The sequence below is a fragment of the Halomonas huangheensis genome, assembly GCF_001431725.1.
Lineage (GTDB): Bacteria > Pseudomonadota > Gammaproteobacteria > Pseudomonadales > Halomonadaceae > Halomonas > Halomonas huangheensis.
This window is the reverse complement of sequence record NZ_CP013106.1, coordinates 4,504,691-4,523,952: the sequence shown is the minus strand read 5'-3', so window position 1 is coordinate 4,523,952 and position 19,262 is coordinate 4,504,691. Positions and strand designations below refer to the sequence as shown.

The following is a 19,262-nucleotide window of genomic DNA, read 5'->3' as shown; positions in this document are numbered from 1 at the left end:
CACGAGTGAAGTGCCATGAGATGACTGACTCCATGAGACGCGCCTGAAGATGGATGCTCGTACTGCCTTTCGCCTACTTGCCGATGGGCTCTCCCGTGAACCCTCCAGAGATTTCTTTCCCTGGTTGTCGTTGCGTCTGGCGAGCATCGTCGAGGCCGATGTGTTGGCTGTTGTTCGCGTGCTGCCCGGTGGCCGCATGGCGCGTACCCTTTCGCTGTGTGTCGACGGCGCCATCGTCGACAATGTCGATTATGCATTGGCAGGCACTCCGTGTGAGAAAGTGACGGAACGTCGCGTCTGCTTGTTTGGTCGAGACGTTGCAGGTGACTTTCCTGATGACGTCATGCTGGTTGATCTAGGCGCTGAGGCCTATCTCGGTGTTCCGGTATTGACGCCGGATGACAGGCTTGTCGGGCTTGTTGCTGCCATCTATCGTCGCCCGCTGACCAATAGTGGTGTGGCCCAGGAGGTGCTGAGCATCGCTGCCGCTCGGGTTGGCTCTGAACTGGCCAATCAGCAGGCCGAATTTGCCCTGGCCAGTACCGAGCGCCAGTTGGCCGATACCCACCATCAGCTGGCTCGGACCAACCGCGCCCTGACGTTGTTGCGATTGGTCAACCGAGTCGTGATCCGTAGCGCCGATGAAACGGCGCTGCTCAGTGAAGTCTGTCGGCTGGCGGTGGAAGAGGGCGGCTATCAGTTGGCCTGGACCGGTGTGGCGCAGGACGATGAACAGCGAATCATGCCACTGACCTGTTCCGGAGAAGGTCGCGAGTTTCTCGATGAATGCCACTTCAGCTGGGCAGCGGATAGACCAGAGGGTCAGGCACCCTGTGGTCGCTGCATTCGTGAACAAACAGCACAGTTACTGTCACCGTTGGTGACATCTCCGGCCTATGCGCCCTTTGCGGATGTCGCCGAGCGTTACGGCCTGGCCACGGAAGTGGCCCTACCGTTGCATCTGGGTAGTGACCGGCAAGGTGTGCTGGTATTGCTGATGAACACCGCACTGGAGGTCAGTGATGATGAGCTGGCGCTCTTGCAGGAACTGGCCGACAACCTTTCCTGGGGCGTGAGTGCTCTACGGCTACGTCGAGAGCAGGAGCGTATGCAGCAGGTGGTATTGGATGTGGCGGAAGCCGTTACCGCGCGCAGTAATGACCAGTTCTTCGACCATCTTGCTCGACGTCTTGCGGGCGCGATGATGGCTGATGCGGCCCTCATCGCGCGGATTGACGATGGTGTACCGCTCAGCGCCTCGATGCTGGCTGGTGTGGTGGATGGCCAGCCTGTGGAAAATTTCAGCTTCGAGTTTTCAGGGATACCCTGTGGAGAGAATTTCCATGATGCCGAACGTATCATCCCTCGGTGGGTGACCACTGATTTCCCGCTGGTCGAGCGTCTCGTGGGTGGCCCATTTCAGGCTTGGGTAGACCGGCGCCTCGAGGATGCCAGTGGTGATGCCATCGGCGTGATCATTCTGTTGTTTCGTCAACCGCTGTTGGCGGACTCCGACTCCATACGTCATCTGTTGAGTATCTTTGCCGCAGGAGCTGCTGCTGAGCTGGAACGGCGTCGCAGTGATACGCATATTCGTCATCTGGCCTATTTCGATCCTGGAACGGGGCTGCCTAACCGAGTCCATTTCATGGAGCGTCTGCACAGTGCAATCCTGCAGGCGCGTCGGGAAGGGCATCGCCTGGCATTGATGTTTCTCGACCTGAACCGCTTCAAGGAGATCAACGATAGTCAGGGGCATGATGTCGGTGACGAGGTACTGCGGGAGGTAGCGACACGATTTGATGCCTGTCTGGCGCCTGGTGAGAGTCTTGCTCGTCTGGGGGGGGACGAGTTTGTGGTGATGGTCGAGCAAACTGAAGAGATTCACTCCGCTCAGGTGGTCGGGCGGTTACTCAATGCTCTTGCCAGCCCGATATTGTTCGACGGACATCGTTTCAATCTCGATGTCAGCATTGGTGTTGCCTTCTATCCCGAAGATGGGGATGGTCCGCGTGAGTTGCTCAAGAATACCGACATTGCCATGTATCACGCCAAGGAGTGCGGTAGCGGTTATCGTTTCTATGCCCCGGAGATGGGGCACGACCTGCGTCGTCGTCTGATGCTGGCGACAAGGCTCAAGGAAGCCTTGAAGAACGAGAAGCTGGAGTTGTGCTATCAGCCGATTATTGCTCTGGATAGCGGCAGCCTGGTTGGCGCCGAAGTGCTATGTCGCTGGTTCGACAATGAGTTGGGCTGGATCAGCCCGACCGAGTTCATTGCCGTGGCCGAGGAGCGAGGCATGATCAGCGAGCTTGGCGAGTGGGTGATGAGTGAAGCCTGTCGCCAGCTGGCTCAGTGGGAGGTCGCGCAGTTGGCGATATTGCCGGAACGCCTCTACGTAAATCTGGCCGCAGCTCAGTTTGAGGAGCCGCAGTTGACGCGACAGCTTTGCAGTATCGTTGAGCGTGCTGGCGTGTCGCCGGGTCGGCTGGGGTTGGAGATAACGGAAAGTGGCTTCATGCAGGACCCCGAACAGGCCGTGCGCATTACTGAGCAGTTGCGTGAGCGAGGTTTTGCATTGTCCATCGACGACTTCGGTACCGGCTATTCGTCACTGGCTTACCTCAAGCGTTTTGCGGCTCATGCGGTGAAGATCGATAAATCCTTTGTCAGTGACATGCTCACCGACAACAACGACTACTCGATAGTAGCAACCATTATCGCCATGGCCGAACGGCTGGGGCTGCGAAGCGTGGCGGAGGGTGTGGAAACCCCGGGCCAGGCGAAAGCGCTCAAGTCGATGGGCTGCCATCTTGCCCAGGGCTATCTGTTTTCGCATCCGTTGAACAGTGACGAATTCGAGCGCCTTTGGCTTGCCGAGGCGCAGCACTACTCTACAACGAACGCTGGGTCTGCAGCGAACGCTGGGTCGACAACGGACGGTGGGCAGGAAGACGTTGCCGCTAACCGAGGCTGAAGCAGAGTTGATTCATGCGTGACAGCGCATCTTCCGCTCCTGCAAGACTGAAGGTCATGAACCAGTAATCCTCGACATCTTCCGTCATGCGGATACGCAGGTGCAGTTCGTCGCCTTCGCGCATCTGCTGCAGAAGTGTTGGCATATCCAGGTCGTAGAAGCGCACATAAAGCCCATTATCGCCACGCTCGGTAAGGAGTTCCGCGCGACCGGTCAGGGTGTAGTGGTCGCCGACCAGCACATCGGCCGGGACATCATTGACTCGATCATCGAGTGATTGGTTTTCTCCGAGATCGGAACGCATTTCGAGCCATGGGCTCAGGCAGCGCCCTGGGGTGGTATTGATGCTGAGCATCGCATCGCTATAGCTGCTGCTCTCGATGGCACGCACGTGATTCTCACTGCCCAACTGGACGACCAGCGATTGCCACATCTGGTGCTGCTGTTGCTGTGTGGTATTGAAGTCCACGGCCTGAGCGCCGCCGACTCCGGTGATCAACAACAGCACGACCAGAATCGTTTTCCAGCGGTATCCCGGGGTAGCAGAACCAGGCATGATGACTCCTGTCGTTGGGGGTGAGGCGAGGCTAGCATGCTGCCTCGCGACTGTCGCCTCTCTGTTTCCGCCTTTCCTGCTATTGCCCCTCGCCAGCCAAGTATCGGGTGTTACAGACAGCTTTCCACCGAGTCGATCAACTTGAGTTCCCGAAGGCGTGAGCGGCATTCCGGCACCAATAGATCCTGGAGCGTATAACGGTCGAGCACTGCGATAAAGGCAGTCACGCCTTCGTTGGCAATGTGCTTGAAACGGCAGACAGAGGCGATGTAGCAGGCATCGTCATCGCCATCACACTCTGTCAGCGCAAAGCTGTGTTCAGTCGCCTGTACCAGCTGGCCGATATGTATCGTATCCGGTGCCATCTTCAGCGACAGCCCGCCGTTCTTGCCACGAATCGTGGTGATATAGCCGAGATGGCTGAGTTCCTGAACGACTTTCATCAGATGATTGCGCGAGACGCTGAAGCGTGTGGCGATTTCGGCAATGGTGGTACGTTCATTGCTGGGCTCGGCAAGGTACATCAGCACACGAAGTGAATAATCAGTAAAGCGAGTAAGGTGCATGGCTGGAATCTCGATACCGGCAGCGCGGCTTGTTGAATAAAAGATAAGAGTCAAAGAAGATTCTTGTTCTATTATCAGTGCGAAAGACAAAGCCTGATGTAGCTTGCTTTAGGGTTATGGTGGCATGGGTTAAGTGACATGATTTTGCAGTAGTTTTTCAGGACGTGATAAATCGGTATGGTGTTTTTTCTCCAGATATATGGTTCTTGTTTTTTATGTCATATTCATTCTTTTTCCCTGCGATAGGTAGCTGAACCTTGTTGTGTTCGAACAGTATCAATGCAGTTTGATTGCTGGGTATTGCTGTGTGCTTTACTGCCATGACATGCAATATTTCTTGAAGCACTCTGTGCATGGATAAAGCAAATGGTATGCTGAATACTTCTTGAGTAAAGATGCCCTGAAATAGCGGGTTTGTGAATTGATGTAGATCATATTCTGGTTGATTAGGCATCGACGAGTTAGAGCTGCATGCGACAATAGTGTCAGGCGCGACCCCAAATGGAGGTGCCTGTGCCGTCCTTGCCGAGGATCGATGCGATGTCTGCTGATATTCTGCCGTTCGAGCGCTGTCTGGTTGAAAAGTACGACCGCCCCGGACCGCGCTACACCTCTTATCCCACTGCGCCTCATTTCCATGAGGCATTCGACACATCCGCCTACCACGCGGCGGTGGCGGCCAGCGACCAGCCAGGCCCGTTGTCGGTGTATGTCCATGTGCCGTTCTGCGAGAGCCTGTGCTATTACTGCGCCTGCTCGAAGATCATCACCCACAACCGTCAGCGTGCGACGCAGTATCTGGGATATCTCAAGCGTGAGATTGCCCTGCAGGCTGAGCTTTTCGATCCTTCCCGAGTAATGACGCAGCTGCATCTCGGCGGCGGCACGCCTACCTTCCTGTCTCCCGATCAGCTTGCCGAGTTGCTGGAGTGCCTGAATCGGCATTTTCACTTCGCTGCGGAGCATGAGCGTGAGTTCTCCCTTGAGGTGGACCCGCGTACGGTGACGCCGGAGCAGGTCTTCGCGTTGCGGAACCTGGGGTTCAATCGCCTGAGCCTTGGCGTGCAGGACTTCGATCCGGCGGTGCAGCAGGCGGTCAATCGCGTGCAGAGCGAAGCCGAGGTGAGGGCGCTGATCGATGCTGCGCGGGAGGCTGGTTTCGCCTCGGTGTCGATGGATCTGATCTATGGCCTGCCGCTACAGACTCGCGACAGCTTTGCCAGAACCCTGGAACAGGTCATCGCCATTCGTCCTGACCGCATTGCCGCGTACAGCTATGCGCACCTGCCACATCTGTTCAAGGCGCAGCGTCTGATTCGTGACGCGGACATGCCACCGCCGTCACGCAAACTGGAGCTGCTCGAGCTGACCATCGAGCGATTGACGGCAGCGGGGTACGTCTACATCGGTATGGATCACTTCGCGCTGCCCGAGGATGAGCTCAGCCTCGCGCGACGCGATGGCTCGTTGCAGCGCAATTTCCAGGGCTATTCGACTCAGGGCGAGTGCGACATGATCGGTCTCGGCATCACTTCCATCGGCCGTGTCGGCAATGCCTACAGCCAGAACGTCAAGACGACGAGTGAGTACATGGCGTGTCTCGACGCCGGGCGGATCCCGGTCCTGCGCGGCTATTGTCTGACTGCCGAGGACCGTTTGCGTGCAGACGTCATCGCTGCGCTGATGTGCCATGAAGGGTTTCGCTTCGCTGACATCGAGCAGCGTCATGGTATCGACTTCGCCGAGCACTTCGCCGACGCGCTGGATCAGTTGAGCGAGATGGTCGATGACGGTCTGATCGAGATCAGCCAAGTGGGTATCCGAGTTCTGCCCGCTGGACGGCTGATGCTGCGCAATATCGCCATGGCCTTCGATGGTTACCTGGCCTCCGAGAGTGTGCGGTACTCGAGAACCGTGTGATTGAGCGGTCAGTCAGCACCTGTTTCAACGGTAGGGAATGAAATTCGTTTCGGGCACTCGGTGCCCGAATTTTCCTTTATGTTGTGCTCTCTTTTTAATATTCTACTATATATGGTGTTGGGCGAAATCTACTGACGCAGTAGGATAGACGCCTTAGCCCCCCTCATTTCTTGCCGAGCTTGATCGGAGACAGCACGCATGACGACATCTGCCAAGGCCGCTGCGTTATCGCAGGAGGTTCCCATGCAGGGCCCTTCATATGACATATGGGACTCGAAATACCGTCTCAAGGACCGCCATGGTCAGCCGGTCGACAAGGACCTCAAGGCGACCTGGGAACGTGTGGCCAAGGCACTGGCTGCCGTGGAAGGAGAACAGGCCAGTCATTGGTTGCCGAAGTTCCGCTGGGCGCTGGAACATGGCGCGGTACCCGCGGGCCGGATCATGTCGAATGCCGGGGCGGAAGGCTACAAACCTGCCGTCAGCCTGATCAATTGCACTGTATCGCGCACCATCCGTGATTCCATGCACGACATCCTCGACAGCGTGGTGGATGCCGGCATGACGCTCAAGGCGGGTTGCGGTATCGGCTATGAGTTCTCCACCCTGCGCCACAAGGGTGCCTTTGTGTTCGGCGCCGGTGCCGGTACCAACGGCCCGCTGGCGTTCATGGATATCTACGACAAGATGTGCTTCACGGTGGCTTCCGCCGGTGGTCGTCGCGGGGCCCAGATGGGCACCTTTGATATCGGACACCCCGATGTGCGTGACTTCATCGAGGCCAAACGTGAGGCGGGACGCCTGCGTCAGTTCAATCTCAGTCTGCTGATCACCGATGAGTTCATGGAAGCGGTCAAGAACGATGCTGACTGGCCGCTGGCCTTCCCGCTACATGCCGGGGAGAAGGGGGATGTCGCGGATGACGAGTTGATCTATCGCGATTGGCCGGTAATTGAAGAAGGTTACAGCGTTGATGATGAGGGCCGAGTTGCCTGTCGCATCGTCGAGGTGATCAAGGCGCGTGAGCTGTGGGACACCATCATGAGTTCCACCTACGACTACGCCGAACCGGGTTTCATTCTGATTGACCAGGTCAATCGCATGAACAACAACTGGTTCTGCGAGGAAATCCGCGCCACCAACCCCTGCGGTGAACAGCCGTTGCCGCCGGAAGGTGCCTGTCTACTGGGGTCGGTCAATCTGACTCGCTTCGTTGTCGATCCATTCAGCGACAAGCCGTGTTTCGATTGGGACAAGTACCGTCAGGTGGTGTCGATCTTTACCCGCATGCTCGACAACGTGGTCGAGATCAGTGGGTTGCCGCTGGAAGGCCAGCGCAGTGAGATCGAAGCCAAGCGCCGCCATGGCATGGGCTTCCTCGGCCTGGGTTCGACGATGACCATGTTGCAGATGCCCTATGGCTCGGCTGAGTCGCTGGCCTTCACCGAAGAAGTCAGCCGCGTGCTGGCGGTGGAAGGTTGGAAGCAGGCGCTGGAACTGTCGAAGGAAAAGGGCATGGCGCCCATTCTGGGGCAGGAGTTCGAGATTACGCCGAAGATGCTGCGTATCCGTCCCGAGTTGGCGCGCGATGGCTATGAGGTTGGCGATAAGGTGCCGGGACGTATCCTGCATGCACGCTATAGCCGCTACATGCAGAAGGTGGCGGAAGTTGAGCCGGAACTGGTGGCCGAACTGGCCGAACACGGCGCGCGCTTTACTCACCACTCGTCGATCGCACCGACCGGCACCATCAGCCTGTCGCTGGGCAACAATGCTTCCAATGGCATCGAGCCGTCCTTCTCGCATCGTTACTTCCGTAACGTGATTCAGGCCGGCAAGAAGACCAAGGAACAGGTCGAGGTAGTGTCCTTCGAACTGGCGGCCTATCGTCACTTCATGCATGCCGATGCTGTGGAGAGCGATCTGCCGGATTACTTCATCACCGCTGATGCGGTGACACCGGAGCAACATGTGGCGGTACAGGCGGCATCTCAGGCCTGGATCGACTCGGCGATCTCCAAGACGGTCAATGTGCCGACCGACTTTCCCTTCGAGGCGTTCAAGGACCTGTACCTTGATGCCTATCAGAGCCGCCTCAAGGGCTGCACGACCTTCCGCTTCAACCCGGAAGCCTTCCAGGGCGTGCTGGTGCGTGAGGACGACCTCAAGAACACCACCTATGTGTTCGAACTGGACAACGGTGAAAGTGTCGAACTCAAGGGTGACGAAAAGGTGATCTACGACGGCGAGGAGCATACCGCTGCCAACCTCTATGACGCGCTCAAGGAGGGAACCTATGGCAAATGGTAACCCCGTCGGTGCTCATGCACGCCCGTTGTTCGTGATTCACTCTGTCTGTGGAGGTGCCTGCTGATGGCTGTCGAAATTTCATCGAAGATCGTGGGCTACCGCGTCAAGGCCGCGCAGGAGACTCCGCCTCCGGCGCCGTTGGCTGATGAGAGTCCTCTGACGTTGCGTATCGCCTCGCGTCCCGAAGGTACTCTGGAGGCCGTATCGGAGAAGATCTCCTACGTGGGCGCCGAGGGCCGCAAGAAGGTCTATCTGCTGGTATCGTTCATGCCGGTCGAGGGCGTACTCAACGGGCAGCGCGTGATCATCGAACGCCCGGTGGAGTTCTTCTTCCCCTCCGGCCAGCTGTCCAGCGAGCACCAGTGGATCACGGCCACCATGCGTAGCCTGTCGCTGGCCGCGCGCGGTGGCTATGTTACCCAGGCGGTGGCCGATCTGCGCAAGGTGGCGTGGGACAAGGGCCTGGTACGCTGCGGCATGAATCGCTGGAACAAGCCGATGTTCCACGATTCCGAAGTGGCGGCGATTGCCTGGTCAATCCAGCAGATCCTCTATCGGCGCGGTTTCCTCGATATCGATGGCAACCAGGTGCCGGTGGAAGAGCTGGTCAGTCGCTACGCGAAGCGTCAGGCTTCCGGGCATGGCTGGTTCCCTGCCGAGGTCGAGGAAGAGGAGGCGATGGTCGAGGGCGCGTTCGAGCCGATTGGTGGCGGTGGCAGCAAGCCCGATACCGCAGGCAAGAGCGGCCCGGCGACGGTCGGTAACTGCCCCGAGTGCCGCGGTGAGTTGATCATGATGGACGGCTGCCCGACCTGCTACGCCGGTTGCGGCTGGTCGAAATGTGGCTGATCCACGCCGGGCGCTGATAGTCGCCGGGTGCTGATAGTCGCCGGGTGCTGATAGTCGCCAGACGCTGATAGACGCCAGAGTGAATGAGGTGCCAGACAGGGCCACTGCTTGCAGTGGCCCTGTGTATATTGGCCCTGTGTATATTGGATAAGGCCCTGCGCTTGTTGAGCGGGGTCCAGGACGGGCATCGATGACCCATGCCGGGATCGATCTGCCCCAGGAGTGTAGCTTGCATGGATAGCCGACCCGCTGTAACCATCATGTTGATCGTAATTGCTCTGGTACAGGGGATGGCCTTGCTTGGCCTACACTGGGCGCTGGAGCAGGAGGTCTGGTCATTCGCCTGGCTGGTGTCGCTCTACAGCATGGTCCTTGCCGGGCCCTGGCTGTTGCTGTTGACGCTGCGCCGCGAGCGGATCCTCGGGGTGTTCGGCTGGACGCTGCTGTATAGCTGTGTGGTCGGGGGGCTCGGCTTCTACGTCGGTAGCCAGTACCTCGGCAGTAACCGGAGTTCCGGGCTGCTGATGGGGCTGGTCTTCAGTCTGTCGATTGTCACCTTCAAGGTCAGCCTCTATCTCCAGCAGTTCACTCGTGGCGGCCCCCTCGAGTATCGCATGCTGGTGCGTGACGCCTGGCGCACAGCCTTGACGATCGTGCTGGCGCTGCTGTTCGCGATCGCGGTGGCCGGATTGCTGGCCCTGTGGGGCGCGCTGTTTGTGGCCATCGATATCGATGTCTTCAAGGACCTGTTCACCAGTGAGTGGTTCTTCTATCCGGCACTGTCGCTGAGCCATGGTCTGGGGGTTGCGCTGCTGCGTCGTCAGTCGCACATCTTCGATACCATCATCGGCGCGCTGCGCATTCTGGCGCGAGTGGTGCTGGTGATCCTGAGTCTGGTCAGTGTGTTGTTCCTGGCGACCCTCGCCTTTACCGGATTGGCACCGCTCTGGGCATCGGGAGGCAGCTATCTGGTGTTGTGGTTGCTGGCGCTGATGCTGTTCTTCGTCAACATCGTCTACCAGCCCGAACCCGGGCAGCATGGTTATGCGCCCTGGCTGCATCGCGCGGTATCGGTTGCCGTGGTGTTGTTACCGATCTATAGCGTCATCAGTTGTTATGGACTGTGGCTGCGCATTGCCCAGTATGGCTGGACGCCCGAGCGTTGCTGGGCCGCACTGATCTGGGCACTGCTGACGCTGTTCAGTCTCGGCTATTGCCTGCAGATCGTTCGCCGCCGCGATGGTTGGCAGCAGGGACTGGGTACGGTCAATATCGTCGCAGGACTGCTGCTGATGGCCGCGATGCTGGCGGTCAATTCACCGCTGCTGGATTTTCGTCGCATCACGGTGGATAGCCAACTGACACGCCTTGACCACGGAGAGGTGGCGGTCGAGGAGTTTGATGTTGACTACCTGTATCGCCAGCTGGGATTGCCCGGTGATCAGGCCTTGCGCGAGTTGCGTGAGCGTTATGCCGAGAGTCATCCACAACTGGTGGCACGTATCGGTTATCTGTTGAGTGGTCGTGACGCAAGGCAGAGTCAGCAGGAGCTGGAGGCAGCGCTGGTGATGCTGGGACTGCAACGGGACCAGTTGCCGGCGAGTCTGTGGTCACTGCTGGCTAGAGAGCTGGCTGGTCAGCAGAGAGGCGGGGCGATAGCGTCCCTCCAGTTGCTGCCGCTGGATCTGGATGCCAATGGTCATACGGATTACCTGCTGGTGCAGCATCACGCTGACTACACCGATGCACGTGTGTATTTCCGCGAAGCGGGCCAATGGTGGTCGGCACGGATGGATATTGTCGGCACTGCGCAGGCGGATGATCGGGAAATGCTGCCCGAGGATATCGACCCCAGCGACCTGGAGCTGGTGGTGCCTCGCTGGCGAGAAGTGCGCATCGGCGGGACGCAGTTGCAGATCGAGCCATGGAGTATGGCGCCGATGGCCGATCGGCCATCTGCTGAGAATGACCCCCAACAAACCGCTGACGACACCCGGGAGACACCGTGACCCGCCGGTTCAGGATTTGCGTAGCTTGATATGCAGATGCTGTTTCTGCATCACGCGGATTGTGCTTCCAGAGCTTGGATCATTCGCCGTCCAGCGCGGGTGGCGGCGGGTTCTGATCCGATGGCATGGGTCATGTTCGTGCACCAGCTCGGTAAAAGCATGCACCCATTTCCTGGCCTGATCCTGCGACAGTCGAGAGCCTTGTGCAATCTGCGAGGCGATCTTGTGTAGTTCCATTATCGACTTCCTGGGTAGAAGATCTTTTCTTCCAGGCTATGCCGATGCCCTGCAAAAGCAAAGGCAGAAATGTCCGAGGTCCGCCGAGGAATAGTCGGATAATTCGCATGCTGGAATCTTCTGTATTCGTGATACTCCTGTCGGGCATTTGTCATTCGCGAAGTCCAGCTTGCTGATTATCTTATTGCGATTGGTCAGCAGCTGCCCCATGCTATTGTCGCCGTAATCGCGGCAGTGCTTCGTGCAATCTGCCGACCGCTTGTGGTAATGAAAGTTATCACGAAAGCTATAACGAAATACTGCAACCGGATGTTGCAACGCCATCGCTGTCAGACACGTCAGACCCTTTGCCAATAAAAAGCAGGACACAACCCATGTCCCAACCCGTATCTCAACGACGAGCACGCTCCAGTTCCTCCGGTGTTCCCGCAAAGGAACCGATCCGCAAGCCCTGGATCTGGATCGTCATTGCCCTGATCATTGCTGTTTCTGTTCCCTGGTACTGGCCGCCCGGCACCTTGACTCCCATCGTCATGGGGCTGCCGTTATGGGCGCTGATTGCCGTCATCGGTTCGGTGGCGCTATGCGCCTTTCTGAGCTGGGCCTGCCTCACTCAATGGAGTGATGCCGACGACGACGCAGTACCGACTAAAGACACGGAACAGGAGTGACAAGGTGCAGGAGTTAACGTTTGCCGGGACTCCCGGCATCATTGTTCTGGTTGCCTATGCGCTGATGATGCTGGGGATCGGTTTCTGGGTGAGCTATAGCCGACCCGGCGTGCGCGAGGACATGCAAAGCTACTATCTCGCCGGTCGCCACCTCGGTGTCGTGGTGCTGTTCTTTACCCTGTATGCCACCCAGTATAGTGGCAACAATATTGTCGGCTACGCACCCGCGGCCTACCGCATCGGCTTTGCCTGGTGGCAGTCGGTGATGTTCATGACCATTATCATCGCGGGCTACATGCTGTTCGCTCCGCGCCTGAACAACATCGCCAGACGCCAGCAGTTTCTGACTCCCACCGACTGGCTGCGTTATCGGTTCGAGTCGCCCGCCATCGCTCTGCTTGCCGCACTGCTCATGCTGTGGGGGCTGGGTAACTACCTGCTCGAGCAACTGGTGGCCATGGGACACGGCATCTCCGGGCTCACCGGAGGCACGGTGCCCTATCAGATTGCCATGCTGGGTTTCGTGATCGTGATGCTGGCCTACTCGTGGATGGGCGGCATGCGCGCGGTGGCCTTCACCGATGTCATGCAGGGTATTGCGCTGCTGGTCGGCGTGGCGGTGCTGGTCGTCGGTGGCCTGTATCTGGTCGGCGGTCACCTGGGCGATGCCTTTACCTATGTGGTGAAAGAACAGCCCGAGAAGGCGGCGGTGCCAGCACTGCAAGGCTCGATCAGTTGGATCTCGATTCTGGTACTGGTCGGTATCGGTGCCGCAGTCTACCCCCACGCTATCCAGCGTATCTATGCCGCCGAGGACACTCGAACCCTGCGCCGCTCTCTAGCGCGTATGGCATGGATGCCGTTGATCACCACGGCGGTGATCTTCGTGGTCGGCATCATCGGTATCCAGCTGTATCCGGGCCTCTCGGATGTTCAGTCGGAGCAGCTTGTCGGGCGTATTGCCAACGATGTGGCGGCGATCAATCCGTTCTTCTACGTGATGATGATCCTGCTGTTCGGTGGTGTGGTGGCAGCGATTGTCTCCACCGCCGACTCGGTATTGCTGTCGTTCTCGTCGATCATTTCCAATGATATCTATCGGCGTCATATTCGCCCCGATGCCGATGAGCAGCGGGCACTGAAGGTCGGCAAACTCTGTGGCCTGGTGGCTGTCGGTGGCTTGTTGATTCTTGCCTGGAACCCGCCAACGCTGCTGGTCAATATCTTCATCCTCAAGTTTGAATTGCTGATCCAGATTGCACCGGCCTTCATCATCGGCCTGTACTGGAAACGCATGCACAGTCGTCCGGTATTCTGCGGCATGTTGATCGGTGCATTACTGGCCGGGGGCATGGCGCTGACAGGCTTCGGCAAGGTATATGGTGTGCATGCCGGCGTGATTGGGCTGGTCGTCAATACGGCGATTGCCGTGATCGGTTCATTGCTGATGCCGGCAGACGACAGGAGAGTGGACTTCGCAGAAGCCCGTCACTGACTGCTGCAGTAGACAGTAAATGTAGACAGTAGAGATGGATAGTAGCGATAGATAGCCATCGGCCCCGCATCCGCGGGGCCGAGTCGTATCAGGCGGGCTGTTGAATCAGGAGGGGAAGCTGAACTCCGCGTGGGATGCCTCGAAGGGGGATGGCCAGCGCTGGGATACAGCCTTGCGGCGAGTATAGAAGCGTACCGCGTCAGGGCCGTAGGCATGCAGATCACCGAACAGCGAGCGCTTCCAGCCGCCGAAGCTGTGGCTGGCCACCGGCACCGGCAGCGGCACGTTGACACCGACCATGCCGACTTCGATGGCATCGGTAAAGCGGCGTGCGGCTTCGCCATCGCGGGTAAACAGGCAGGTGCCGTTACCGTACTCGTGAGCGTTGGTCAGTGCGATGGCTTCATCGAGGCTATCGACGCGTACCACGCAGAGTACCGGACCGAAGATTTCCTCACGATAGATGCGCATCTCGGGAGTGACCCTGTCGAACAGGCAGCCGCCGACGAAATAACCGTTCTCGTGACCGGGTACCACCAGCTCGCGACCATCGGCAGCCAGTTCGGCGCCCTCACGGATACCCTGCTCGATATAGCCCAGCACCTTGTCACGATGCTCGGCGGTGACCAGCGCGCCCATGTCGAGGCCCTTCTCGGTGCCGGGTCCGATCTTGAGCGCGGCGATCTTGGGACGCATTGATTCGATCAGGCGATCGGCGGTTTCATCGCCAACACAGACCGCAACCGAGATTGCCATGCAGCGCTCACCGGCACTGCCGTAGGCCGCTCCCATCAGCGTGTTGGCAGCATTCTCGATATCGGCGTCGCCCAGCACAATAGCGTGGTTCTTGGCACCGCCCAGCGCCTGAACACGCTTGCCGGCAGCCGCGCCACGACTGTAGATGGACTCGGCAATCGGTGTTGAGCCAACGAAGGAGACAGCCTTGACCTCGGGGGCATCGAGCAGCGCCTCGACGGTTTCGCGCCCACCGTGGACCACATTCATGATGCCCTTCGGCAGACCCGCTTCCTCGAGCAGTTCGGCAACGGCCAGCGTGGAAGTCGGGTCCTTTTCCGATGGCTTGAGGATGAAGGCGTTACCGCAGGCAATCGCCATCGGATACATCCACAGCGGCACCATGGCCGGGAAGTTGAACGGCGTGATACCGGCCACCACACCCAGCGGCTGAAAGTTGGAGAAGGCGTCGATGGAAGGGCCGACGTTGTGCGAATACTCGCCCTTGAGCAGTTCCGGCACACCACAGGCGTACTCGACATTCTCGATGCCACGCTTGAGTTCGCCCATGGCGTCCTCGAGCGTCTTGCCGTGCTCTTCGCTGATCAACTGAACCAGGCGTTCGGTATCGCGCTCCAGCAGGGCCTTGAAACGGTACATCACCTGGGCGCGCTTGGCTGGCGGCGTGTCGCGCCACGCCGGGAAGGCCTGTTGGGCCGCTTCGATGGCGGTTTGTACGGTACCGGCGTCACCATCGGCCACCTGGCGGATGATTTCACCCGTGGCCGGGTTGGTTACTGCGAGGGTGCGCTCGGAGGTCAGGTGTTCGCCGTTGATCCAATGAGAAACTTGAGTCATGCAGAAAATCCTTGAGTTCGAACCTGCAACATCAGCAACAGGTTCGTCACCTTGTTGAATGATGGCAACGAACGCATCGTCGCCTGTGGATAACTATGTGAATTACCGGAATGAAATCTGTCCACAGCCTGTCAATTAACGGTGGACAGCCCCATCATTCTGTCTTTCAGGCCAGGCCGTCGAGGGTGGTGGCGACGGCGTCGAACAGACGCTCCAGCTCTTCTTCGGTGGTACCGAAGGGAGGGCCGAACTGCAGCGTATCGCCACCGTAGCGGACATAGAATCCGGCGGCCCACAGCGCCAGGTGTGCGTCGCGTGGACGGATACTCGGGTCACCATCGCTAGGGGCCAACTGGATGGCGCCAGCGAGGCCGAAATTGCGGATATCGACCACATGGGCGCGTCCCTTGAGGGCGTGCAGCTTGTCTTCGAAGGTGGGCGAGATGGCACGCACCTGGCCAGGGAAGTCTTCCTTCTCCAGCAGGTCCAGCGCCGCAATACCGGCGGCGCAGGCCACCGGATGGCCGCTGTAGGTGTAACCATGTGGGAACTCGACGGCATGCTCGGGACCACCGGCATGCATGAAGGCGTCGAACACGTCACTGGAGGCAATGACAGCACCCATCGGCACGGCACCGTTGGTGACCTGTTTGGCCACGGTCATGATATCCGGCGTGACACCGAAGGCTTCGGCACCAGTACGTGCACCACTACGGCCGAAGGCGGTGATGACCTCATCGAAGATCAACAGGATGTCGTGGGCATCGCAGATCTGGCGCAGTCGGTCGAGGTAACCCCTGGGCGGCACAATGACCCCTGCCGAGCCGGACATCGGCTCGACGATCACCGCAGCGATGGTAGAGGCATCATGCACAGCGATCTGTTCGATCAGCGCATCGGCCAGCTCGGCACCGGTTTCCGCCTGGCCACGGGTAAAGGCCAGCTGCGGTTGCAGCGTGTGCGGCAAATGGGTCGAATCGAGCAGCTGACCATAGTGTTTACGGTTGCCACCGATGCCACCGAGGCTGGTACCGCCGATGTTGACGCCATGATAGCCCTTGGCACGTCCGATCAGACGCGTCTTCTCGGGGCGTCCCTTGAGTCGCCAGTAAGCCTTGGCCATCTTCAGCGCAGTATCGGCGGACTCGGAGCCGGAGTCGGTGAAGAACACATGATCGAGTCCAGCAGGGGTCAGGCCGGCGATCTTCTCGGCCAGTTGGAAAGCCAGCGGGTGCGATACCTGAAAGCTCGGTGCGTAGTCGAGGCTTCCAAGCTGATGGGCGACGGCATCGCGAATCTGCTGACGGTTATGGCCAGCACCGCATGTCCACAAGCCGGAGAGCGAATCGAAGATGCGCCGTCCCTGGTCGTCGATGAAATAGCGGCCTTCGGCGCCGGCGATCATGCGCGGGTTGGCATGAAAGTCACGATTGGCGGTGAAGGGCATCCAGTAGTGATGATTGAGCTGGGTTCCGTGCTGTTCACGGCTCCCGGCTTCGAGGGTATCGAAATCCTGCATGACGCATCTCCTGTGAAGTGCCGGCAATGGAAGTCCCGGGGAATGGCGATTGTCGCGACATCCAGCAGGGCTTCTCGATGAGCATGCTTCACAGCATGGAGCAGGCTTAAGGTTGGTAAAATCAAATGTTACTTTCGTTCAGGTGAGTTCTGGCTCACGTAATAACCGTTGCGCTCTGCAGTTCAATTGGCGCCCCGTGCCGCCAGCCACAAGGTACTGTACCGTCAGGCACGAGACGCCGTGTCGTCGCTTCCTTCAGGGCGTCTTCTCAAGACACAAGCGTGGCGAGAGGGCATCTCGGTCGACGCGCAGCTCAAGGATGGCGGGGCGGCCTGCATTACGTGCACGATCCAGAGCGGGTGCGATGCTCTCGTCATCGTAGACCACTTCGCCGTAGCCCCCGTAGGCTTGTGCCAGTGCAGCGAAATCCGGATTGATGAGATCCGTCGCCGAAGGTCGTTGTGGATAGCGACGTTGCTGGTGCATGCGAATGGTGCCGTACATGCCGTTGTTGGAGATCAGCACAATGATGTTGGCGCCGTACTGACAGGCGGTGCCGAACTCTTGCGAGACCATCTGAAAGCAGCCATCTCCTGCGAGACAGATCACATCCCGCTGCGGGTATCGGAGCTTTGCCGTCACAGCCGCGGGTAGGCCGTAGCCCATGGAACCCGAGGTCGGGGCCAGTTGAGTGCGGAAATGGCGATAGCGATAGTAGCGATGGAGCCATGCCGAGTAGTTGCCCGCGCCATTGGTCAGAATGGCGTCGTCGGGGAGGACCTCGTTGAGATGGCTGATCAAGGTTTCCATGCGCAGCGCCCCCGGCGTCGGCTCAGGGATCTGCCAGGCATCGTAATCGGCTCGAGCGGCTTGCAGCCAGTCGCGGCGGTCCTGGCGAGGAGCTTCTGCTTGCTCTGCCAGTTGCTGCACCACGACTTCGGCGTTGGCAGTCACTGCCAGGTCCGGGCGATAGACTCGACCCAGTTCGTTGGCATCAGCGTGTATGTGAATCAGGCGTTGACGAGATCTGGGGGGCGTCAGCAGGGTGTAGCCGCTGGTGGTCATCTCGCCAAGGCGCGCGCCAAGTGCCAGAACCACATCAGCCTCTTTGATACGCTCGGCCAGCGCTGGGTTGATGCCGATCCCGACATCACCGACATAGTGTGGATGGCGGTTGTCGAGGTAGTCCTGACAGCGGAAAGAGGCGCCAACCGGCAACTGGCAGCGCTCGGCGAACTGGCCCAATGCTCGGGCGGCTGCTGGAGACCATCCTCCGCCACCGACAATCACCATCGGCCGCTCGGCGTCGGCAAGCGCCTCGATGACCGATTGGACATCCCGGCTGTCGGCCCGGCCGCTGGGCAGGTTGGCAGCGGGTAGCACTTCGGCCTCACAGGGGCTGGACAGCACGTCTTCCGGCAACGCCAGTACCACCGGGCCGGGGCGACCGCTCTGGGCTACGTGGAAGGCGTGGCTGACATATTCCGGCAACCGATCCACGCGGTCGATGGTGGCAACCCACTTGGCCAGCGGCGCGAACATGGCGCCGTAGTCGACTTCCTGAAAAGCCTCGCGATCTCGTTGATCACTGGCGACCTGACCGATGAACAGCACCATCGGGGTCGAGTCCTGAAAGGCGACATGAACTCCGCTGGAAGCATTGGTGGCGCCAGGCCCCCTGGTGACGAAGGCAACGCCGGGGCGACCGGTCAGTTTGCCATCGGCTTCGGCCATCATCGCAGCACCGCCTTCATGGCGGGCAACGATGGTGTCTATGTCTGCGTCATGCAGTGCATCGAGAGCGGCAAGATAGCTTTCGCCAGGCACACAGAAGACCCGATCGACTCCCTGAGCTGCAAGGGCTTTGATGAGAACCTGGCCACCGTGGGCGCTGGGCTGAGAAGTCATGGCAATGTCCCGACAGGAGTGGTGTGGCTGTGAACAGCGTGGCTGTGGCGCGTATGACTGTGGAAAGTATGGCTGTGGAAAAAAAGTATGGCCGATGGAGGTGGAGGCTATCTCACAGCGGAGAAAAGGACGTGGAACGCAGTAGCTTGTTGCACTGGTGCTGGACATTACCCGCCTCGGCGCTTTTCTTGCGATAGGCGATCCATTCCGGGTCTTTTTCCATGGCCGTACGGCGCTGTTCGCGGTCAGCCGCCGACTCATAGCCCCACATGTGGACGACCTGATTGTGGGTGCCTGTCTCGGTCACGAAGTAACCAATGAGATTTCCGAGATGACGCTTCTGAATGGGCAGGCCTTCGCGCTCATAGAGTTCCAGAAAGGCATTGAGGCGGCCGGGAACCATGGTGTAGGTGCGTAGATCGACGATCATATGACCTCCTTGTGAGGGTGGGGAAAGAGACATCTATGCTGCACTATTAGTAGTACATATGATCTTTGTATGCGAGTACGACCATAGTTGGGGGCGGCAGATTGTGACCGTCCACTAAAGTTGGATATCGCATTGGCTCGGCGAGGGCTATGTTGTCCTTGGCTGTTATTTGTATGATGTATGATGTTGAGTCAGCCATTACAAGTTCCCGAAATAGTTGGC

At 58.9% G+C, this 19,262-nt stretch carries 14 protein-coding genes; 7 read left to right on the top strand and 7 right to left on the bottom strand.

Annotated elements, in window-relative coordinates:
* Positions 1 to 49 precede the first annotated feature (49 nt).
* Positions 50 to 2,977 (top strand): putative bifunctional diguanylate cyclase/phosphodiesterase, encoded by a 2,928-nt coding sequence (locus AR456_RS19610; protein WP_021819295.1) that lies wholly within the window; start codon positions 50 to 52, stop codon positions 2,975 to 2,977.
* On the opposite strand, the gene AR456_RS19605 is transcribed toward AR456_RS19610, so the two are convergent.
* Together AR456_RS19605 and AR456_RS19600 are read right to left on the bottom strand one after the other, a co-directional pair.
* Complete coding sequence (locus AR456_RS19605) at positions 2,964 to 3,533, bottom strand: hypothetical protein (RefSeq protein ID WP_021819294.1); 570 nt, start codon at positions 3,531 to 3,533, stop codon at positions 2,964 to 2,966. The genes AR456_RS19610 and AR456_RS19605 overlap by 14 nt on opposite strands.
* Before the next feature lie 110 nt (positions 3,534 to 3,643).
* Positions 3,644 to 4,099 carry an Rrf2 family transcriptional regulator gene (locus AR456_RS19600; protein WP_021819293.1) on the bottom strand — a complete coding sequence of 152 codons (456 nt, stop codon included), beginning with the start codon at positions 4,097 to 4,099 and terminating at the stop codon, positions 3,644 to 3,646.
* Positions 4,100 to 4,639: 540 nt separating this feature from the next.
* On the opposite strand from AR456_RS19600, the gene hemN reads away from it, so the two are divergent.
* The 4 genes from hemN to AR456_RS19580 all read left to right on the top strand — a co-directional run bounded on the left by hemN (position 4,640) and on the right by AR456_RS19580 (position 11,187).
* A complete protein-coding gene (gene hemN / locus AR456_RS19595) occupies positions 4,640 to 6,019 on the top strand; it encodes an oxygen-independent coproporphyrinogen III oxidase (RefSeq protein ID WP_021819292.1) in 1,380 nt (459 codons plus the stop codon).
* A gap of 198 nt (positions 6,020 to 6,217) precedes the next feature.
* Positions 6,218 to 8,329, top strand: coding sequence for an adenosylcobalamin-dependent ribonucleoside-diphosphate reductase (locus AR456_RS19590; RefSeq protein WP_031208030.1), 2,112 nt, complete (start codon positions 6,218 to 6,220; stop codon positions 8,327 to 8,329).
* Positions 8,330 to 8,392: 63 nt separating this feature from the next.
* Positions 8,393 to 9,178, top strand: a complete 786-nt coding sequence (locus tag AR456_RS19585) for a hypothetical protein (RefSeq protein ID WP_021819290.1) — start codon at positions 8,393 to 8,395, stop codon at positions 9,176 to 9,178.
* 233 nt (positions 9,179 to 9,411) lie between these two features.
* Positions 9,412 to 11,187 (top strand): DUF4153 domain-containing protein, encoded by a 1,776-nt coding sequence (locus AR456_RS19580; protein WP_021819289.1) that lies wholly within the window; start codon positions 9,412 to 9,414, stop codon positions 11,185 to 11,187.
* Between the two features lie 9 nt (positions 11,188 to 11,196).
* Here the strand turns inward: AR456_RS19580 and AR456_RS19575 are convergent, their stop codons facing one another.
* Complete coding sequence (locus AR456_RS19575; protein ID WP_021819288.1) at positions 11,197 to 11,424, bottom strand: hypothetical protein; 228 nt, start codon at positions 11,422 to 11,424, stop codon at positions 11,197 to 11,199.
* A 374-nt stretch (positions 11,425 to 11,798) separates the two neighbouring features.
* Between AR456_RS19575 and AR456_RS19570 the strand changes: the two genes are divergently transcribed.
* Together AR456_RS19570 and AR456_RS19565 are read left to right on the top strand one after the other, a co-directional pair.
* On the top strand, positions 11,799 to 12,095 hold the full coding sequence (locus AR456_RS19570; RefSeq protein WP_021819287.1) for a hypothetical protein: 297 nt from the start codon (positions 11,799 to 11,801) through the stop codon (positions 12,093 to 12,095).
* Positions 12,096 to 12,099: 4 nt separating this feature from the next.
* Positions 12,100 to 13,590, top strand: a complete 1,491-nt coding sequence (locus AR456_RS19565; protein WP_021819286.1) for a sodium:solute symporter family protein — start codon at positions 12,100 to 12,102, stop codon at positions 13,588 to 13,590.
* Positions 13,591 to 13,695: 105 nt separating this feature from the next.
* On the opposite strand, the gene AR456_RS19560 is transcribed toward AR456_RS19565, so the two are convergent.
* From AR456_RS19560 to AR456_RS19545, 4 genes are all read right to left on the bottom strand, one after another.
* Positions 13,696 to 15,183, bottom strand: a complete 1,488-nt coding sequence (locus AR456_RS19560) for a CoA-acylating methylmalonate-semialdehyde dehydrogenase (RefSeq protein ID WP_021819285.1) — start codon at positions 15,181 to 15,183, stop codon at positions 13,696 to 13,698.
* 166 nt (positions 15,184 to 15,349) lie between these two features.
* Positions 15,350 to 16,702 carry an omega-aminotransferase AptA gene (gene aptA / locus AR456_RS19555; protein ID WP_021819284.1) on the bottom strand — a complete coding sequence of 451 codons (1,353 nt, stop codon included), beginning with the start codon at positions 16,700 to 16,702 and terminating at the stop codon, positions 15,350 to 15,352.
* Positions 16,703 to 16,957: 255 nt separating this feature from the next.
* Positions 16,958 to 18,610: a thiamine pyrophosphate-binding protein gene (locus tag AR456_RS19550; protein WP_021819283.1), complete on the bottom strand. Its 1,653-nt coding sequence runs from the start codon at positions 18,608 to 18,610 to the stop codon at positions 16,958 to 16,960.
* A 112-nt stretch (positions 18,611 to 18,722) separates the two neighbouring features.
* Complete coding sequence (locus tag AR456_RS19545) at positions 18,723 to 19,040, bottom strand: NIPSNAP family protein (protein ID WP_021819282.1); 318 nt, start codon at positions 19,038 to 19,040, stop codon at positions 18,723 to 18,725.
* Positions 19,041 to 19,262: the final 222 nt, after the last annotated feature.

What these genes read in the sequence shown, in the direction of transcription:
- AR456_RS19610 (WP_021819295.1), top strand. Translation starts at nt 50, where the DNA reads ATGGATGCTCGTACTGCCTTTCGCCTACTTGCCGATGGGCTCTCCCGT.
- AR456_RS19605 (WP_021819294.1), bottom strand. Translation starts at nt 3,533, where the DNA reads ATGCCTGGTTCTGCTACCCCGGGATACCGCTGGAAAACGATTCTGGTC.
- AR456_RS19600 (WP_021819293.1), bottom strand. Translation starts at nt 4,099, where the DNA reads ATGCACCTTACTCGCTTTACTGATTATTCACTTCGTGTGCTGATGTAC.
- hemN (WP_021819292.1), top strand. Translation starts at nt 4,640, where the DNA reads ATGTCTGCTGATATTCTGCCGTTCGAGCGCTGTCTGGTTGAAAAGTAC.
- AR456_RS19590 (WP_031208030.1), top strand. Translation starts at nt 6,218, where the DNA reads ATGACGACATCTGCCAAGGCCGCTGCGTTATCGCAGGAGGTTCCCATG.
- AR456_RS19585 (WP_021819290.1), top strand. Translation starts at nt 8,393, where the DNA reads ATGGCTGTCGAAATTTCATCGAAGATCGTGGGCTACCGCGTCAAGGCC.
- AR456_RS19580 (WP_021819289.1), top strand. Translation starts at nt 9,412, where the DNA reads ATGGATAGCCGACCCGCTGTAACCATCATGTTGATCGTAATTGCTCTG.
- AR456_RS19575 (WP_021819288.1), bottom strand. Translation starts at nt 11,424, where the DNA reads ATGGAACTACACAAGATCGCCTCGCAGATTGCACAAGGCTCTCGACTG.
- AR456_RS19570 (WP_021819287.1), top strand. Translation starts at nt 11,799, where the DNA reads ATGTCCCAACCCGTATCTCAACGACGAGCACGCTCCAGTTCCTCCGGT.
- AR456_RS19560 (WP_021819285.1), bottom strand. Translation starts at nt 15,183, where the DNA reads ATGACTCAAGTTTCTCATTGGATCAACGGCGAACACCTGACCTCCGAG.
- aptA (WP_021819284.1), bottom strand. Translation starts at nt 16,702, where the DNA reads ATGCAGGATTTCGATACCCTCGAAGCCGGGAGCCGTGAACAGCACGGA.
- AR456_RS19550 (WP_021819283.1), bottom strand. Translation starts at nt 18,610, where the DNA reads ATGACTTCTCAGCCCAGCGCCCACGGTGGCCAGGTTCTCATCAAAGCC.
- AR456_RS19545 (WP_021819282.1), bottom strand. Translation starts at nt 19,040, where the DNA reads ATGATCGTCGATCTACGCACCTACACCATGGTTCCCGGCCGCCTCAAT.